This window comes from Promicromonospora sp. NFX87, from assembly GCF_048564965.1.
In the GTDB taxonomy this organism is placed as follows: Bacteria; Actinomycetota; Actinomycetes; order Actinomycetales; family Cellulomonadaceae; genus Promicromonospora.
In genome coordinates this window covers 2798844-2811847 of sequence record NZ_CP183413.1, presented here as the reverse complement: position 1 = coordinate 2811847, position 13004 = coordinate 2798844, and the positions used below count along the sequence as shown (strand labels likewise).

Genomic DNA, 13004 nt, shown 5'->3' with positions numbered 1-13004 from the left:
GATCAGTCGAACGCCCCCGCCAGGGGGTGGGACCGGATGGCGGCGGCGAGCTCGCCCTCTATGCGGTCGAGGTAGACGCCGGTGGTGGCGATCGAGGCGTGCCCGAGGAGCTCGGCGACGACCTTGACGTCCCAGCCGTCGGCCACCAGCAGCGTCGCCGTGGTGTGCCGCAGGGCGTGCGGGGTGGCCTCGCGCTGGTAGGGCGCGGGCATACGCCGCACCGCACGGGAGAGCAGGGCGCGGATCGCCTGGGTGTCGATACGGCGCCCGCGCCAGGACAGCAGGAGGGCGCGCTGCGCGTCGGTGTCCTGCGGGCGCTTGGCGGCCAGGGAGGGGCGCAGGTGGGTGAGGTAGTCGTCCAGGGCGCGGGCCAGGGGCGGGGACAGCGTCACCGTGCGGGTGTTGCCGCCCTTGCCGCGGATGCGCCAGGTGGTGCGTTCGGGCTCGCGTGCGACGTCGTCGACGTCGGTGCGGGCCAGCTCCGAGACACGCGGGCCCAGGACCAGGAGCAGCGCGACCACCAGCCGGTCGCGCAGCGCGAGGTCCTGGTCGGTGCGGGCGGGGGTCTCGGCCGGGCCGGTGGTCAGCAGGCTGCGCGCCGCGCCCGCGGACAGCGCCGTCCGGGCGGTGCGCAGGGTGCCACGCACCTTGGCCGGCGGCGCGGCCCACTGCATGGGGTCGGCCTGTACCCAGCACTCCCGGGCCGCGTACGCGAAGAACCGGGTGACGGACTGCCGGAACCGGTTGACGGTGGCGGTGCTGCGCCCCGGCCCGGGTTTGCGGTCCGGGTCGGTGTAGCGGGCGTCGGGCGCCGACTGGTAGCGCACCAGGACGGTGTCGACGTCGGCACCGGTGACGTCGTCGAGGATGCGCTCCCGCCCCGTCAGGCGGCCGAACTCGGTGACGTCGCGCGTGTAGCTGCGCGCCGTGGCGGGTGACAGGACACCACGGATCGTCTCGACCTCGACCGCGGCGAGATAGCGGCGGGTGGCTTCGGCGACGGTGATGCGCTCGAGGCGCGGGGGAGCGACCATGACCGCCACCCTAGGCGGGACCACTGACACTCCCGATATGCCGGAATGTGGCGCTGACCTGCGGCGCGACCCGCACCTCTCAGTCGGCACCCGGGATGAGGGCGCGCAGGAGAGTCGTCAGGCCGGCCGCTGCGGCGTCCGACCCGGGCGGGGTGTCGGGGAAGGCGAGCCGGTGCACCACCAGGCCGTCCAGGTGTGCCATGACCAGTGCGGTGTGGGCGTCCGGGTCGGTGGAGCCGGCCGCTGTCAGCCACTCCCGGCCGATGGCGGCCACGCGCTGCGCGCCGCGTCCCATCTCGGCCTGCAGCGACTCGTCGCGTGCCGCCTCCATGAACAGCGAGTAGCGCGCGACCGTCAGGGTGCGCAGGGGGCCCGTGAGGGTCTCGACCATGGTGCCGAGCATCGCGGCCAGGGCGTCCGGGGTGGTGGGGGACGCCGCACCCGCCAGACGGCTCCAGCCCTCGGCCTCGGTGTCGATCATCCGCACCACCATGGCCCGTAGCAGTGCGTCCCTGGTGCGGAACAGGTTGGACGCCGAACCCGTGGGCAGGCCGGCCGAGGTGTCGACCGCACGGTGGGTGAGGGCGCGTATGCCGTCCGTCCCGACCACATGGATCGCGGCGTCGAGCAGGGTCTCTGAACGGGTGGGCGCAGAACGGGTGGGCACCCCCACACACTACGGCTGTAGTCAACCGCACTACACCTGTAGTACCGTCGTTGGCATGCCCCACGCCACCATCATCGGAGCCGGCATCGCAGGCACCGCCACCGCGATCGGCCTCACCCACGCCGGCTGGCACGTCACCCTCCACGAACGCGCCACCCACCCCGAGACCAGCGGAGCAGCCCTCGGCATCTGGCCGACGGCGCTCGCGGCCCTGGACGAGCTCGGCGTGGGGGAGGCGTTGCGTGCGGTGGCCACGCCCCAGGCGGCGGGCAGCATCCGGCGGCCCGACGGCGCGGTGCTGGCCGCCCTCAGCGCCGAACGCATCACGCGCCGTGCCGGCGACCCGGTGCACCTGATCGCCCGCCGTGACCTGGCCGAGGTGCTGGGCGCCGCGCTGCCGGCCGGCGCCGTCCGGTACGGCTCGAAGGCCGATCCGTCGGGAGCGGGCCTCGACAGCCTGGCCGGCCTGGAGGGCAAGGCGGGCGAGCCACGGGCTGACGTCGTCGTCGTGGCGGACGGCGTCTTCAGCACCTACCGCACCGCGCTCCTCGGCGAGCGGTACCGCGCCCGCTACACGGGGCAGAGCGGGCTGCGCGGCCGGGTGGCGGTCACCACGCACGAGGTGACGGAGACCTGGGGACCGGGCCGCCGCTTCGGCGTCACGCCCTATCTCGACGGCACCACCAACTGGTACGCGTCGCTCGACGCGCCACCCGGGCAGCGTGCCGCCGGGGGAGAGCTGGCGATGCTGCGCGAGCTGTTCGCCGGCTGGCACGACCCGATCGGGCGGGTCCTGGACGCGATCACCGAGGACGACGTCATGCGCCACGACATGTACGACGTCCACCCGCACCTGCCCAGCTACGTCGTGACCGGGGGAGCCCGCAGCGCCGTCCTGGTCGGTGACGCCGCGCACGGCATGACGCCGGACCTCGGCCGCGGCGCGTGCGAGGCGCTGGTCGACGCCGTCACGCTGGCCCGCTGCCTCGCGCCCGGCCGGGTGGCCGAGGGGCTCGTGCGCTACGACCGCCTGCGCCGCCGCCCGACCCAGCGTCTCCAGACCCTCGCCCGGAACGTGGGCCGGATCGCGCACGCGCGGCGTCTGACGGGGGCGCGCGACCTCCTGCTGCGTGCGGCGCGGTGACTGACCTGCCCTGAGCCGGGCCGGTGGGATGCGGCCGGGACGCGGCCGGTCGTGATTCAATCCGCTCGTGCGCGCCATCGTCTTCGACCAGTTCCAGGGCCCCGTCGACGTCCGCGAGGTGGCCGACCCGAGTGCCCCCGACCGGGGCGTGGTCGTGCGCGTGCACGCGACCGGGCTGTGCCTCAGTGACTGGCACGCCTGGGCCGGACACGACACCGACATCACCACCCTGCCGCACGTCCCCGGACACGAGCTCGCCGGCACCGTCGCCGCGGTCGGCGCGGGTGTCACGAACTGGCAGGTCGGGGACCGCGTGACGGTTCCGTTCGTCAGCGGCTGCGGCGCGTGCGGGTGGTGCCGTAGCGGGCAGGCCCAGGTCTGCCCGGACCAGACCCAGCCCGGCTTCACGCACTGGGGCTCGTACGCCGAGCTGGTGGTGCTGTACGCGGCAGACGCCAACCTGGTCGCGATCCCCGACGGCGTCTCCTTCGAGACCGCGGCGAGCCTCGGCTGCCGCTTCGCCACTGCCTACCGTGCGGTGGCCGGACGTGCGCGCGTCCAGGCAGGGGAGTGGGTGACGGTCGTCGGCGCGGGCGGCGTCGGGCTCAGCGCCATCATGATCGCCGTCGCCCGCGGTGCCCGCGTCGTCGCCGTCGACCGGTCGGAAGGGGCGCTGGAGGCGGCCCGCCGGGCCGGCGCCGAACGCACGGTGCTCGCGGACGGGGTCGACGTACCTGCCGTCGTGCAGGAGCTGACCGACGGCGGCGCGCACGTCGCCGTCGACGCCGTCGGGAGCGAGCGGACGTGCGCCGACGCGATCGGGAGCCTGGGCCGCCGCGGGCGCCACGTGCAGGTGGGCCTGTTCGCACCGGTCGACGGCGGCCCGCGCGTACCCATGGCCCGCGTGATCGCCTGGGAGCTCGACGTGCTCGGCAGCCACGGCATGGCGGCCGCCGACTATCCCGAGATGCTCGAGCTCGTCGCCTCCGGGGCGCTGCGGCCGCAGGACCTGCTGGACCGCGTCATCGGCCTGGCCGAGGCGGCAGCGCTCGTGCCGACCATGGACACCGCACCGCGTGCGGGGATGGTGGTGCTCGACCCGCGGCGGGACTGACCCTCTTCGTGGGTGGGCGCTGGGCTCGGGTCTTGGGCGCGGGTCAGGTCGCCCAGTGCAGCACCGCGTCGAGCGGGGCGGGCACACGGTCCAGCGGCAGCACCTCCGCCAGGCGCCGCCCGTAGCGTTCCTTGCGCCCGCCCTTGGACCCGATGAACCGGTGCAGCTGCTGGGTGGTCGTGCGTTCACGCTGAGCGGGCTGGCCCTGCAGCCGTTCGAAGCTGCGCAGCTCGCCCTCGGCGTCGATCAGGGCCAGGAACCCGTCGATGCCGATGGCCCGGATGAGCTCGTCCTCGAGGTCCCGGTCGCAGCGGAAGAAGCCGAGGTCGGTCAGGGGAGTGGTCGCCGCGAACGAGCGCAGGCCCACCCGGTCGAGCCCCTTGATGACGAAGCGCTCCTCTGCGGCGTCGTACAGGCCGCCCAGACGAACGCCCTGGCCACCGAGCGCCACCAGGTGATGGCCGATGTTGGTGATGCCGCCCATCGCCAGGATCTGAACCCCGAGGTCGTCGAGGGGGAGGCCCAGTCGTGCGGCCAGCATCTCGACCGCCGCACGGTCGCTCTCGCCCTCCACGAGCAGCACGGTGCTCGTGGAAGCGGCAAGGACTCCTGCGAGGTTCATGGTTCCCGGATGGTATGCCTCGGCCAGGGGGACGGGCCGCAGGATTTTCGGACTGCTACCGTGTTGATCTCGCTTCATGGTGGAAGACCGTTGTGTTGTGCTATACACAATGCTATAGATGTCTTGCCGGTCGGGGTTGGCGGGGAGCGGGGTGTCGCTTGGGCCTTGGGGCTTGGGCGGCTTCCGGAGCGGATCGTTGATCCCTGAGATCGGTAGGTTGCACGGCGTTTCTCGTGTGCCGTGAGATCGGTCCGTTGATTGACCGATCTCACGGCAACCGACCGAAGTCGCTCAGTACACCCAGCAATGGACCGAAGTCAGGGAGTGCGCCGAGGGTGCTCGTGCGCGGCGGCGCCAATCGTGTGCCGGGGCGTGCGACAGGTGTGGCGGGTCCGGCGCGGCACGACCAGGGTGAGCAGGGCAGGAGCTCCAGGCCGTTTCCTCGCCGTAATGACATAATGTGCATTATCGGTTCTAGCCTGATCTGGCTGCACAGGCCGATCCACGACGCGAAGTCGGCGCATTCCCGTGCCAGACTGCGGCCGTGGCTCAGCACACGTCGTCGCCATACGAACCAGCATCAGCCGAACCAGCACCAGGATCTCCAGCAGGATCGTCACCAGGGACAGAGCTGCCGGCGGAGCCAGAGCCGTCGACGCCGCTGTCCTCGGTACAGCCGGCGTCACCAGCGCCATCCTCCGCAGCGCCACCACTTTCGCCAGGACCGGCCGAGCTCGTCGAGATCCTGACCGCCTGGGCGCGTGAGACCCCGTGGGTCGAGTGGCTCGAGCTCGCTGGTTCCCTGGGACGAGGCGCCGGAGACGAGCACTCGGACATCGACGCCGGCGTCGGCCTGCTGGATGGCGGCGACCTGGACGCCGTCGAACAGGCGGTGACCGAGTTCGCTCCGACGGCCGCGGTGCTGCGTCAGCCGTTCGGGCCGGAGACGACACACCTGGTCTGCATCTACCAGGACGGACGACAGCTCTCGCTGGTCGTCATGTCGTCGGCGACGCGCACCGGTCTCGCACCCGAAGCCGTCGCCCTGGTGGACAAATTGGACAGGCTCTCCACCTCGCTCGATCGGGCCACGTGGGACCCCGATGCCGACCGACGGCGCGAATGGGCCTTCCTCGCCTGTATCGCCGCAGGTGACGCACTCAAACATGCCGGCAGGGGCACGTACTGGAGAGCACTGCGCAGCCTGACCGAGGCCCGCGACCTCTATCTTCAGCTGGTCGCCGCACAGGAACAGGTGATCTTCCCGCAGTTCGGGGCCGTCAGCCTGGAGAACGCCGGCCGGCCCGTACCCGACGGGCTCGCCGCCACCCTCGTCGGCTCCCCCGACCAGCGTTCGATCACCGACGCCGTCCAGGTGCTCCTGTCGCTCCTCGCACCGTTCGTCGCGGAGCACGGGCTCGAGGAGCTCTGTCGCGCCCTTCGCCTGGACGTCCGCCACGAGGAACCGGAGTCACCGCGATGACTGCTCACCACCATGACCTCTGAGGGCGCCGTCCGCGAGCTCGCCGAAGCGCTCCTCGCCAGTCCCACGGGCGCTTCCTGGGTCCACTCCCCCGTCGCAGGTGTAGAGCAGCCAGGGTCGCTGAGACAGGGCTACTGGGACGCCCGGTCCGGGGCGATCGGCCACTCCTCGAAGGAGGTGCACCGGCCGTCGTCGTCGAGCTCGATGATCCAGAGGTCGAGCCAGCGATCGCCGGACCCGCCGTACTCGACGCTCACGCGGACGACCGCCCTCGGACCTTCCACCGCCACCACTTCGGAGGACATGGTGAACGACTCGTCCGGGCCGTCACGATGGGACTCCCAGAACTCCGCGAGCGCCGGCAGGCCGACGATGGGTGCTGCCCAGGGTGAGGTCTTGTAGGTGGCGTCGGTGGTGAACAGGTCGGTGAGGGTGTCGGTGCCTGGTGTGCGCCAGAGGCGTTCGTAGTTATGGATCCAGGTCTGGACGGTGGTGTGCTGGGTCATGTCTCGAGGTTAGTCAGCCGGCTTGGGGTGCGGGCCGGTCGACCTGGGCGGCGAGGTCTTGTGGTGCCTGGATGCAGTAGGAGTCGGTGAGGAGCTCGGCGAGCTCGTCCCAGTCGGTGTGCTGGTCGAGGATGAGGCCGACGACGTTGGTGCCCCAGCTGGCCTTGAAGTACTGGGGGCCGAGGTGTGGGAAGGCTTCTACCTCGTCGGGTTCGGCGCGGAAGGTGATGCGGACGAGGCCGTCCTCTCCCCCGAAGACGTGCCCGATGGTGGCGTCTCGGACCTTCCAGGCGACGCCGGTCCAGGCGTCGTGCTCGGCGCACTCCGGGAGGGGTTCCAGGATGGCGGCGAGGCGCTGGACGGTGTCGGTCGGGACGGGGGCTCGTTCGCTCACGGCAGGAGTCTTGCACCAGTCACTGACACGGTCCTTGGACGGAGCCGGCAGGGTGGTCAGACGAGGCCGAGCTCTCGTGCGCGTACGCCGGCCTGGAAGCGGGACTCGGCGCCGAGGGCGTCCATGAGCTCGGCGACGCGGCGTCGGTAGGTGCGTACGCCGAGGCCGAGGGTTCGGGCGGCGGCCTCGTCCTTGGCTCCCTGGCTCAGCAGGTCGAGGACCTGGGGTGCGAGGTGGCGGATCTCGGCGATCTGGGTGTCGTAGACGTCGAGCTCGGTGGCTGAGTGCCAGGCGGCGTCGAACAGGGAGGTGACTGCCTGTACTGCTTCGCGCTGGGTGATGACGGTGTAGCTGCGCCGGCCGGCGGTGAGGTCGCCGGCGAGGATCACCAGGCGGCGGTCGAGGATGATCGTCTCGTTGATCTCCTGGGTGGTGACGCGGACGTGTGCGCCGTGCCGGTCGCGCTCGTGGGCGAGGTTTCGTGCGGCGACCTGGTCGAGGAGGAGTGCGGACCGGTACATCTTGCGCAGGCGTGAGCCGGCCGGTCGTCGTTCGCGGACCATGCCGGTGAACTCGGGTGCGGACTGTGCGGTGGCCCAGGTGGCGAGGTCGTTGGCCGCGCAGGCGACGTCGGTCGCGGTGGTGAACAGGTGCCTGGTCCGCTCGAAGAGCTCGTGCTCGCCGTGCACGATCGTGACGGCTTCCCCGGTCTGCATGTGTTCGATTATGGGCTCGTTTCCGCGGGCAGCGCTCCCCCGCGCCGGGCTCGGCAGCTTGTTGCCATCGTGCCGGCTCCTGGTCCGGGCGGCGTGATGCTGGCTGCATGACGACAGAGACGACAGACGTGAACACGACAGCAGCGAGCGCCCCGGCCACCCCCGATGCGGCGGCGGCCGGCACCTGGCGGCTCGGGGACCGCACGGTCAACCGGGTGGGGCTCGGCGCCATGCGGTTGGTGGGTATGCCCGGGGACGAGGTGCCGCGTGGCCGGGACGGTTCGACGGCGGTCCTGCGCCGGGCCGTCGAGCTCGGGGTGAACCACATCGACACCGCGGCGTTCTACTTCATGCCGCTGCGTTCGGCCAACGAGCTGATCAGCACTGCCCTGCAGCCCTATGGGGAGGACCTGACGATCACCACGAAGGTCGGGCCGTCCCGGGCCCGGGACGGCGGGTTCGAGCACATGGCGCGCCCTGAGGAGCTGCGCGCCCAGGTCGAGGAGAACATCCGCCAGCTCGGCCGTGACCATCTCGACGTCGTGAACCTGCGGTGGGGTACGCGGATGGCCGGTGAGGGGCGCGAGCCGGAGTCGGTCGCCGAGCACTTCGGGGCGCTCGCGGACCTGCGTGACGCGGGTCTGGTGCGGCACCTCGGTATCTCGAACGTGCTGCCGGAGCAGCTGACCGAGGCGATGTCCGTCGCACCGGTGGTGTGCGTGCAGAACCAGTACGGCCTGACCAGCCGGGAGGACGATGCCGTGCTCGACCTGTGCGGTGAGCACGGCATCGCGTTCGTACCGTTCTTCGCGGTCGGGGCGGCGGTGCCGGGTGCAGCCCTGCACGGTGGTCCCGACGTGACCGGCCAGGCGGAGGTGGCAGCCGTCGCCGCCGCGCACGGTGCGACGCCGGCGCAGGTCCGCCTGGCGTGGACCCTGCACCGGGGGCCGCACGTCCTCGCGATCCCGGGTACGGGGAACGTGGCGCACCTGGAGGAGAACGTCGCGGCGGGAGCCCTGCGGCTGACGGACGACGAGCTGGCGCTGCTCGACGGCATCAGCTAGGACAGCGCGGGAACGGGAACGAACGCACCCGCGTCCCGGTAACCTGACCGCCGTGAGAATCGCGGTCACCGGCTCGACCGGCACGCTGGGGAGCCAGGTCGTCGACCTCCTGGCCACCACAGGACACGGCACGCACGACGGCCCCCAGGACGTCCCGCACGAGGTCCTGGCGCTCGCCAGGAGGCCCGGCGCCGTCCCGGCCCTGCTGAGCCCCGCAGCGCGCGCCTCCGGCGTCGTCGTGCCGGTCCGTGCCGACTACGACGACGCCGGCTCGCTGCGCGCGGCCCTGCGCGGGGTCGACGTCCTGGTGTTCGTGTCCAGCGACGGCGAGGCCGCGCGGATGCTGGTCCAGCACGAGAACGTGGTGCGGGCCGCGAGCGCCTGCGGGGTGGGGCACGTGGTGTATCTGAGCGGGGTGGACGCTGATGTGGCGTCGCCGTTCTGCTACGCGTTCACCAACGGGCGTACGGAGGCGCTGCTGGCGGAGAGCGGGTGCGGTGTGACGTTCGCGCGGGCGTCGTTGTTCACGCAGTTCTTCGCGGGGTTCCTGCGTCCGGCGCTGCTCTCGGGTGAGCTGCGGGTGCCCGCGGGGAGCGGGCGGGTCGCGCTGGTGTCGCGGGCCGACGTCGGGCGGTGCCTGGCGGCGCTCGCGCTGCTGCCGGCGAGCGGGCGGCACCATGATCTGACGGGGCCGGAGTCGTTCACGTTCGAGGGTCTCGCGGGTGTGCTCACCGGGATCGCGGGGATCCCGGTGAGCTACACCGACGTGCCGGAGGGGGTGCTGGTCGAGACGCTGGCCGGGTCCGGGGAGGACCCATGGTGGACGTATGCGTACTCGACGATGTTCGCGTCGGTCCGTGAGGACCGCTGGGGTGCGGTGTCGGGCGAGGTGCTGGGGCTCACGGGACGGGCGCCGTCGTCCGTCGCGGAGGTCCTGGCGGGTACCGCCTGACCGCTGCCTGACTGCTTACCGGTACTGCGCGACGATCGGGCAGTCCATGGGGTTGGCCTCGCCGAGCCCCACGCGGTTGAGGTAGGCGGTGATGATGCCGTAGGACTCGAACAGCCCGGTCTCGGTGTAGGGGATGTCGCGCTCGGCGCAGAACGCCTGCACGATCGGCCGGACCTGCTTCAGGTTGACGCTGGCCATCCGCGGGAAGATGTGGTGCTCGATCTGGTAGTTCAGGCCGCCCATGGCGATGTCCGTGAACCAGCCGCCGCGGATGTTGCGGGAGGTGAGCACCTGGCGGCGCAGGAAGTCGATCTTGAGGTCCTTGGGCAGCAGCGGCATGCCCTTGTGGTTCGGTGCGAAGGTCGCGCCCATGTACAGGCCGAACGTCGCGAGCTGCACGGCCATGAACGCGGCGCCGAGCGCGGGCCCGAGCGTGAGGAAGACGAGCGTCGGGAACCCGATGAGCCGGACGCCGACGAGCACGCCCTCGGTGGCGCGGTGCTTGATCGCGGGCGTGGTGGCGAGGCTCTGGATGGCGGTGAGGTGCAGCGCCGGGCCGAAGAGCGTCAGCAGCGGGAAGAACAGCCAGCCCTGGCGGCGGGTGAACCAGCGCATGAAGCCGGTGCGCCCGACCTCCTCGCCCGGTACGAACACGAGCGTGCCGGTGGCGATGTCGCCGTCCTTGCCGATCACGTTGGGGTTGCCGTGGTGCTTGTTGTGCTTGCGGGCCCACCAGCCGTGGCTGAGGCCGACGACGAGGTTGGCGATGATCCGCCCGGCCCACTCGTTGTGCCGCCCGGAGCGGAAGATCTGCAGGTGCCCGGCGTCGTGGCCGAGGAACGCGCCCTGGGTGAACACGACGCCGAACAGGACGGCCACCGCGAGCTGCCACCACGTGTCGCCCAGCGTCAGCAGCAGCGTGAACGCGAGCGCGAAGCCCGCGACGAGGAACGCGGCGCGGGCCGCGTACCAGCCCAACCGGCGCCCCATCAGGCCGGCGGCGGTGGCACGCTCGGCGAGATCGAAGTAGTCGTTCGTCTGCTGGTTGCGTGCCGTACGTGCTGGGCGGGTCCGCTGGGCCGAGCGAGGCGGCGCTTCGGTCGTGGTCGTCATGGGTGTCAACCTAGGAACCGGGTTGTCGGTCGCGCGTCCCCCGCGGGAGCCAACCTCACCCCCTACGTGAGTAGTGGGTCTCGCCCATGCGGGCAGCACTATGCGAGCAGGGGGTGCTCGTCCTCGCCGACGGGGAGGGTCGCGGAGAGCTCGAAGCCGCCGTCGGGGGTGGGGCCGGAGGTCACCGTGCCGCCGAGGGCGGCCGCGCGCTCGCGGATGCCGGCCAGGCCCAGCCGGGCACCCGGTGTCGGGTCGTCGCTGCGTGCGGGGGGCGTGTTGGTGATGCGGACGTGCAGGTCGTGCCCGTCGTCGGTCACGGTGACGGTGATCGCCGAGCCGGGAGCGTGCCGCAGGGCGTTGCTCAGGGCCTCCTGGACGACGCGGAAGCCGGTGAGCCCCACCGCGTCGGGGACCACTGCCTCGGTGCCCTTGTAGGCGATCTCGGCGCCGGACGCGCGGGTGGACCTGACGAGCTCGGCGATGTCGGACAGCCCGGGCATGGGGGCGGTGGGCGCGGTGTCGTGGCCGCGCAGGATGCCGAGCAAGCCGCGCATCTCGCTCAGGGCGCGCCGGGAGGAGGAGGCGATCTCCTCGAACTCCTGCTGGATCGTCTCGTCGAGGCCGGGCTGCCGGTAGCGCGCGGTCGAGGCCTGCACGGTGATGACGGACATGCTGTGCGCGACGACGTCGTGCAGCTCGCGCGCGATCCTGTTGCGCTCCTCGAGCTCCCGGCGCCGGCCGGCCTCGGCGGCGCTGAGGCGTTCGGCCTGCTCCATGCGGATGACGCTGAGGATCCACAGCCGCGCGAGCACACCGACCAGGGCCATCCCGCCGCTGAGGGAGACCAGCACCACGCCGTTGGCGACGGCGGACGGACCTGCGTCGTCGACGATCAGCTCGGGTGCGAGGACCGTCAGCATGGCCCCCGCGAGCCAGAGGGACGCGGCCCAGTACCAGGAGTGGCGCAGGGCGAGGACGAACACCGTCAGGCAGTGCGCGAGCAGCACGGTGACGGGCCACGGCCACGGCCACTCGGGCGCCGCGTTCGCGGTCACGATCATCAGCCCCAGGGCGGCCGGGACGGATGCGCCGAGCCCCGCCCAGGCCCAGCGCGCCGCGAGGATCGCGGCGGCGCAGTGCACGATGGTCAGGGCCATGGCGGCCGCCGGGTGGGTGTCGTACCCGGACGCGGTCACCGGCCAGCCGACGGCCAGCAGCGCCACCGCGGCGACGGAGACCACCGTCCACAGCCAGACGACCTCGCGCCGGGCGATCGAGAACGTGCTGAGGTCCAGGCGGGTCAGTGCTCGCAGCCGCCAGTACCGGGCGCCACGGCTGGCCGCGGCGAAGGCGCCCGGTATCTGCGGAGGAACATGTGGGTGGTCCATTCTCTGCAGGCTATGCGGCGCGCGTGTGCGGCGCGTCACCCGCGAGGGGGAACCGGCGTCATACTTTCGGGTCTCCTTGTCCCGCGTCGGCTACGTTGGTCCCATGCCCCCAGCCCCGGACGTTGCCGACAGTGCGATCCGGGTGCTGATCGTCGACGACCAGTCGATGATCCGGGCCGGGTTCGCCGCCCTCCTGGACGCGCACGAGGGGATCCACGTCGTCGGCACCGCCGAGGACGGCGACGGGATCTCCGACGTCGTGCGCCGCACCCAGCCCGACGTCGTGCTGATGGACATCCGCATGCCGAAGGTCAACGGGCTGGACGCGACCCGCACGATCATGGCCATGCCCGGCACACCCCCGAAGGTGATCATCCTGACCACCTTCGACGCCGACGACTACGTGTTCTCGGCCCTGCGCGCCGGGGCGAGCGGATTCCTGCTGAAGGACTCCCCGCCCGAGGAGCTCACCCAGGCCGTCCGCGTGGTCGCCGCGGGCGAGGCACTCCTGTCCCCGAAGATCACGCGGGCGCTGATCGCCGACTACGCGGCCCGCCCGGAGCGGCCCGCCTCGGCGGACGCCAGGCTGTCCGCGCTGACCGACCGCGAGCTCGACGTCATGAAGCTGGTCGCCGCCGGCCAGTCCAACGCCGAGATCGCCACCGAGCTGTACCTGGCCGAGCAGACGGTCAAGACGCACGTCTCACGCATCCTGAACAAGCTCGAGCTGCGCGACCGGACCCAGATGGTGGTCTGCGCGTACGAGTCGGGCCTGGTACGCGCAGGCCACTGACCCGCCACGGGGCT

14 protein-coding genes are annotated in these 13004 nt (G+C 71.9%); 6 read left to right on the top strand and 8 right to left on the bottom strand.

What is annotated here, in order from left to right; genetic code table 11:
* Positions 1 to 2: 2 nt before the first annotated feature.
* Together ACNYC2_RS12605 and ACNYC2_RS12600 are read right to left on the bottom strand one after the other, a co-directional pair.
* On the bottom strand, positions 3 to 1034 hold the full coding sequence (locus ACNYC2_RS12605; RefSeq protein WP_419707356.1) for a tyrosine-type recombinase/integrase: 1032 nt from the start codon (positions 1032 to 1034) through the stop codon (positions 3 to 5).
* Between the two features lie 79 nt (positions 1035 to 1113).
* Positions 1114 to 1701 carry a TetR/AcrR family transcriptional regulator gene (locus ACNYC2_RS12600; protein WP_419707355.1) on the bottom strand — a complete coding sequence of 196 codons (588 nt, stop codon included), beginning with the start codon at positions 1699 to 1701 and terminating at the stop codon, positions 1114 to 1116.
* 55 nt (positions 1702 to 1756) lie between these two features.
* Here ACNYC2_RS12600 and ACNYC2_RS12595 point away from each other — a divergent pair, with 55 nt between their 5' ends.
* Together ACNYC2_RS12595 and ACNYC2_RS12590 are read left to right on the top strand one after the other, a co-directional pair.
* Positions 1757 to 2845: an FAD-dependent oxidoreductase gene (locus ACNYC2_RS12595; protein ID WP_419707354.1), complete on the top strand. Its 1089-nt coding sequence runs from the start codon at positions 1757 to 1759 to the stop codon at positions 2843 to 2845.
* A gap of 67 nt (positions 2846 to 2912) precedes the next feature.
* Positions 2913 to 3959, top strand: a complete 1047-nt coding sequence (locus ACNYC2_RS12590) for a zinc-binding dehydrogenase (protein WP_419707353.1) — start codon at positions 2913 to 2915, stop codon at positions 3957 to 3959.
* 43 nt (positions 3960 to 4002) lie between these two features.
* Here the strand turns inward: ACNYC2_RS12590 and ACNYC2_RS12585 are convergent, their stop codons facing one another.
* Positions 4003 to 4581 (bottom strand): TOPRIM nucleotidyl transferase/hydrolase domain-containing protein, encoded by a 579-nt coding sequence (locus tag ACNYC2_RS12585; protein WP_419707352.1) that lies wholly within the window; start codon positions 4579 to 4581, stop codon positions 4003 to 4005.
* Positions 4582 to 5125: 544 nt separating this feature from the next.
* Between ACNYC2_RS12585 and ACNYC2_RS12580 the strand changes: the two genes are divergently transcribed.
* The gene (locus ACNYC2_RS12580; RefSeq protein ID WP_419707351.1) at positions 5126 to 6064 is read left to right on the top strand and encodes a hypothetical protein; all 939 of its coding nucleotides are present in this window, start codon (positions 5126 to 5128) and stop codon (positions 6062 to 6064) included.
* Between the two features lie 131 nt (positions 6065 to 6195).
* Here the strand turns inward: ACNYC2_RS12580 and ACNYC2_RS12575 are convergent, their stop codons facing one another.
* From ACNYC2_RS12575 to ACNYC2_RS12565, 3 genes are read right to left on the bottom strand one after another with little or no spacing between them, the layout of a single operon-like run.
* Positions 6196 to 6570 (bottom strand): nuclear transport factor 2 family protein, encoded by a 375-nt coding sequence (locus ACNYC2_RS12575; protein WP_419707350.1) that lies wholly within the window; start codon positions 6568 to 6570, stop codon positions 6196 to 6198.
* A gap of 13 nt (positions 6571 to 6583) precedes the next feature.
* Positions 6584 to 6964, bottom strand: a complete 381-nt coding sequence (locus ACNYC2_RS12570) for an MmcQ/YjbR family DNA-binding protein (RefSeq protein WP_357508681.1) — start codon at positions 6962 to 6964, stop codon at positions 6584 to 6586.
* A gap of 56 nt (positions 6965 to 7020) precedes the next feature.
* Positions 7021 to 7680 (bottom strand): DNA-binding response regulator, encoded by a 660-nt coding sequence (locus tag ACNYC2_RS12565; protein ID WP_419707349.1) that lies wholly within the window; start codon positions 7678 to 7680, stop codon positions 7021 to 7023.
* A 107-nt stretch (positions 7681 to 7787) separates the two neighbouring features.
* On the opposite strand from ACNYC2_RS12565, the gene ACNYC2_RS12560 reads away from it, so the two are divergent.
* Together ACNYC2_RS12560 and ACNYC2_RS12555 are read left to right on the top strand one after the other, a co-directional pair.
* Positions 7788 to 8744 (top strand): oxidoreductase, encoded by a 957-nt coding sequence (locus tag ACNYC2_RS12560; RefSeq protein ID WP_419707348.1) that lies wholly within the window; start codon positions 7788 to 7790, stop codon positions 8742 to 8744.
* A 52-nt stretch (positions 8745 to 8796) separates the two neighbouring features.
* Positions 8797 to 9696: an NmrA family NAD(P)-binding protein gene (locus tag ACNYC2_RS12555; protein ID WP_419707347.1), complete on the top strand. Its 900-nt coding sequence runs from the start codon at positions 8797 to 8799 to the stop codon at positions 9694 to 9696.
* 15 nt (positions 9697 to 9711) lie between these two features.
* Here ACNYC2_RS12555 and ACNYC2_RS12550 read toward each other — a convergent pair whose 3' ends face one another.
* Together ACNYC2_RS12550 and ACNYC2_RS12545 are read right to left on the bottom strand one after the other, a co-directional pair.
* Positions 9712 to 10809, bottom strand: coding sequence for an acyl-CoA desaturase (locus tag ACNYC2_RS12550; protein WP_419707346.1), 1098 nt, complete (start codon positions 10807 to 10809; stop codon positions 9712 to 9714).
* A 98-nt stretch (positions 10810 to 10907) separates the two neighbouring features.
* Positions 10908 to 12197: a sensor histidine kinase gene (locus tag ACNYC2_RS12545; RefSeq protein WP_419707345.1), complete on the bottom strand. Its 1290-nt coding sequence runs from the start codon at positions 12195 to 12197 to the stop codon at positions 10908 to 10910.
* Between the two features lie 103 nt (positions 12198 to 12300).
* Between ACNYC2_RS12545 and ACNYC2_RS12540 the strand changes: the two genes are divergently transcribed.
* Positions 12301 to 12990, top strand: a complete 690-nt coding sequence (locus ACNYC2_RS12540; protein ID WP_419707344.1) for a response regulator — start codon at positions 12301 to 12303, stop codon at positions 12988 to 12990.
* The last annotated feature ends 14 nt before the right edge of the window (positions 12991 to 13004 follow it).

What these genes read in the sequence shown, in the direction of transcription:
- ACNYC2_RS12560 (WP_419707348.1), top strand. Translation starts at nt 7,788, where the DNA reads ATGACGACAGAGACGACAGACGTGAACACGACAGCAGCGAGCGCCCCG.
- ACNYC2_RS12545 (WP_419707345.1), bottom strand. Translation starts at nt 12,197, where the DNA reads ATGGACCACCCACATGTTCCTCCGCAGATACCGGGCGCCTTCGCCGCG.
- ACNYC2_RS12595 (WP_419707354.1), top strand. Translation starts at nt 1,757, where the DNA reads ATGCCCCACGCCACCATCATCGGAGCCGGCATCGCAGGCACCGCCACC.
- ACNYC2_RS12565 (WP_419707349.1), bottom strand. Translation starts at nt 7,680, where the DNA reads ATGCAGACCGGGGAAGCCGTCACGATCGTGCACGGCGAGCACGAGCTC.
- ACNYC2_RS12585 (WP_419707352.1), bottom strand. Translation starts at nt 4,581, where the DNA reads ATGAACCTCGCAGGAGTCCTTGCCGCTTCCACGAGCACCGTGCTGCTC.
- ACNYC2_RS12550 (WP_419707346.1), bottom strand. Translation starts at nt 10,809, where the DNA reads ATGACGACCACGACCGAAGCGCCGCCTCGCTCGGCCCAGCGGACCCGC.
- ACNYC2_RS12575 (WP_419707350.1), bottom strand. Translation starts at nt 6,570, where the DNA reads ATGACCCAGCACACCACCGTCCAGACCTGGATCCATAACTACGAACGC.
- ACNYC2_RS12540 (WP_419707344.1), top strand. Translation starts at nt 12,301, where the DNA reads ATGCCCCCAGCCCCGGACGTTGCCGACAGTGCGATCCGGGTGCTGATC.
- ACNYC2_RS12605 (WP_419707356.1), bottom strand. Translation starts at nt 1,034, where the DNA reads ATGGTCGCTCCCCCGCGCCTCGAGCGCATCACCGTCGCCGAAGCCACC.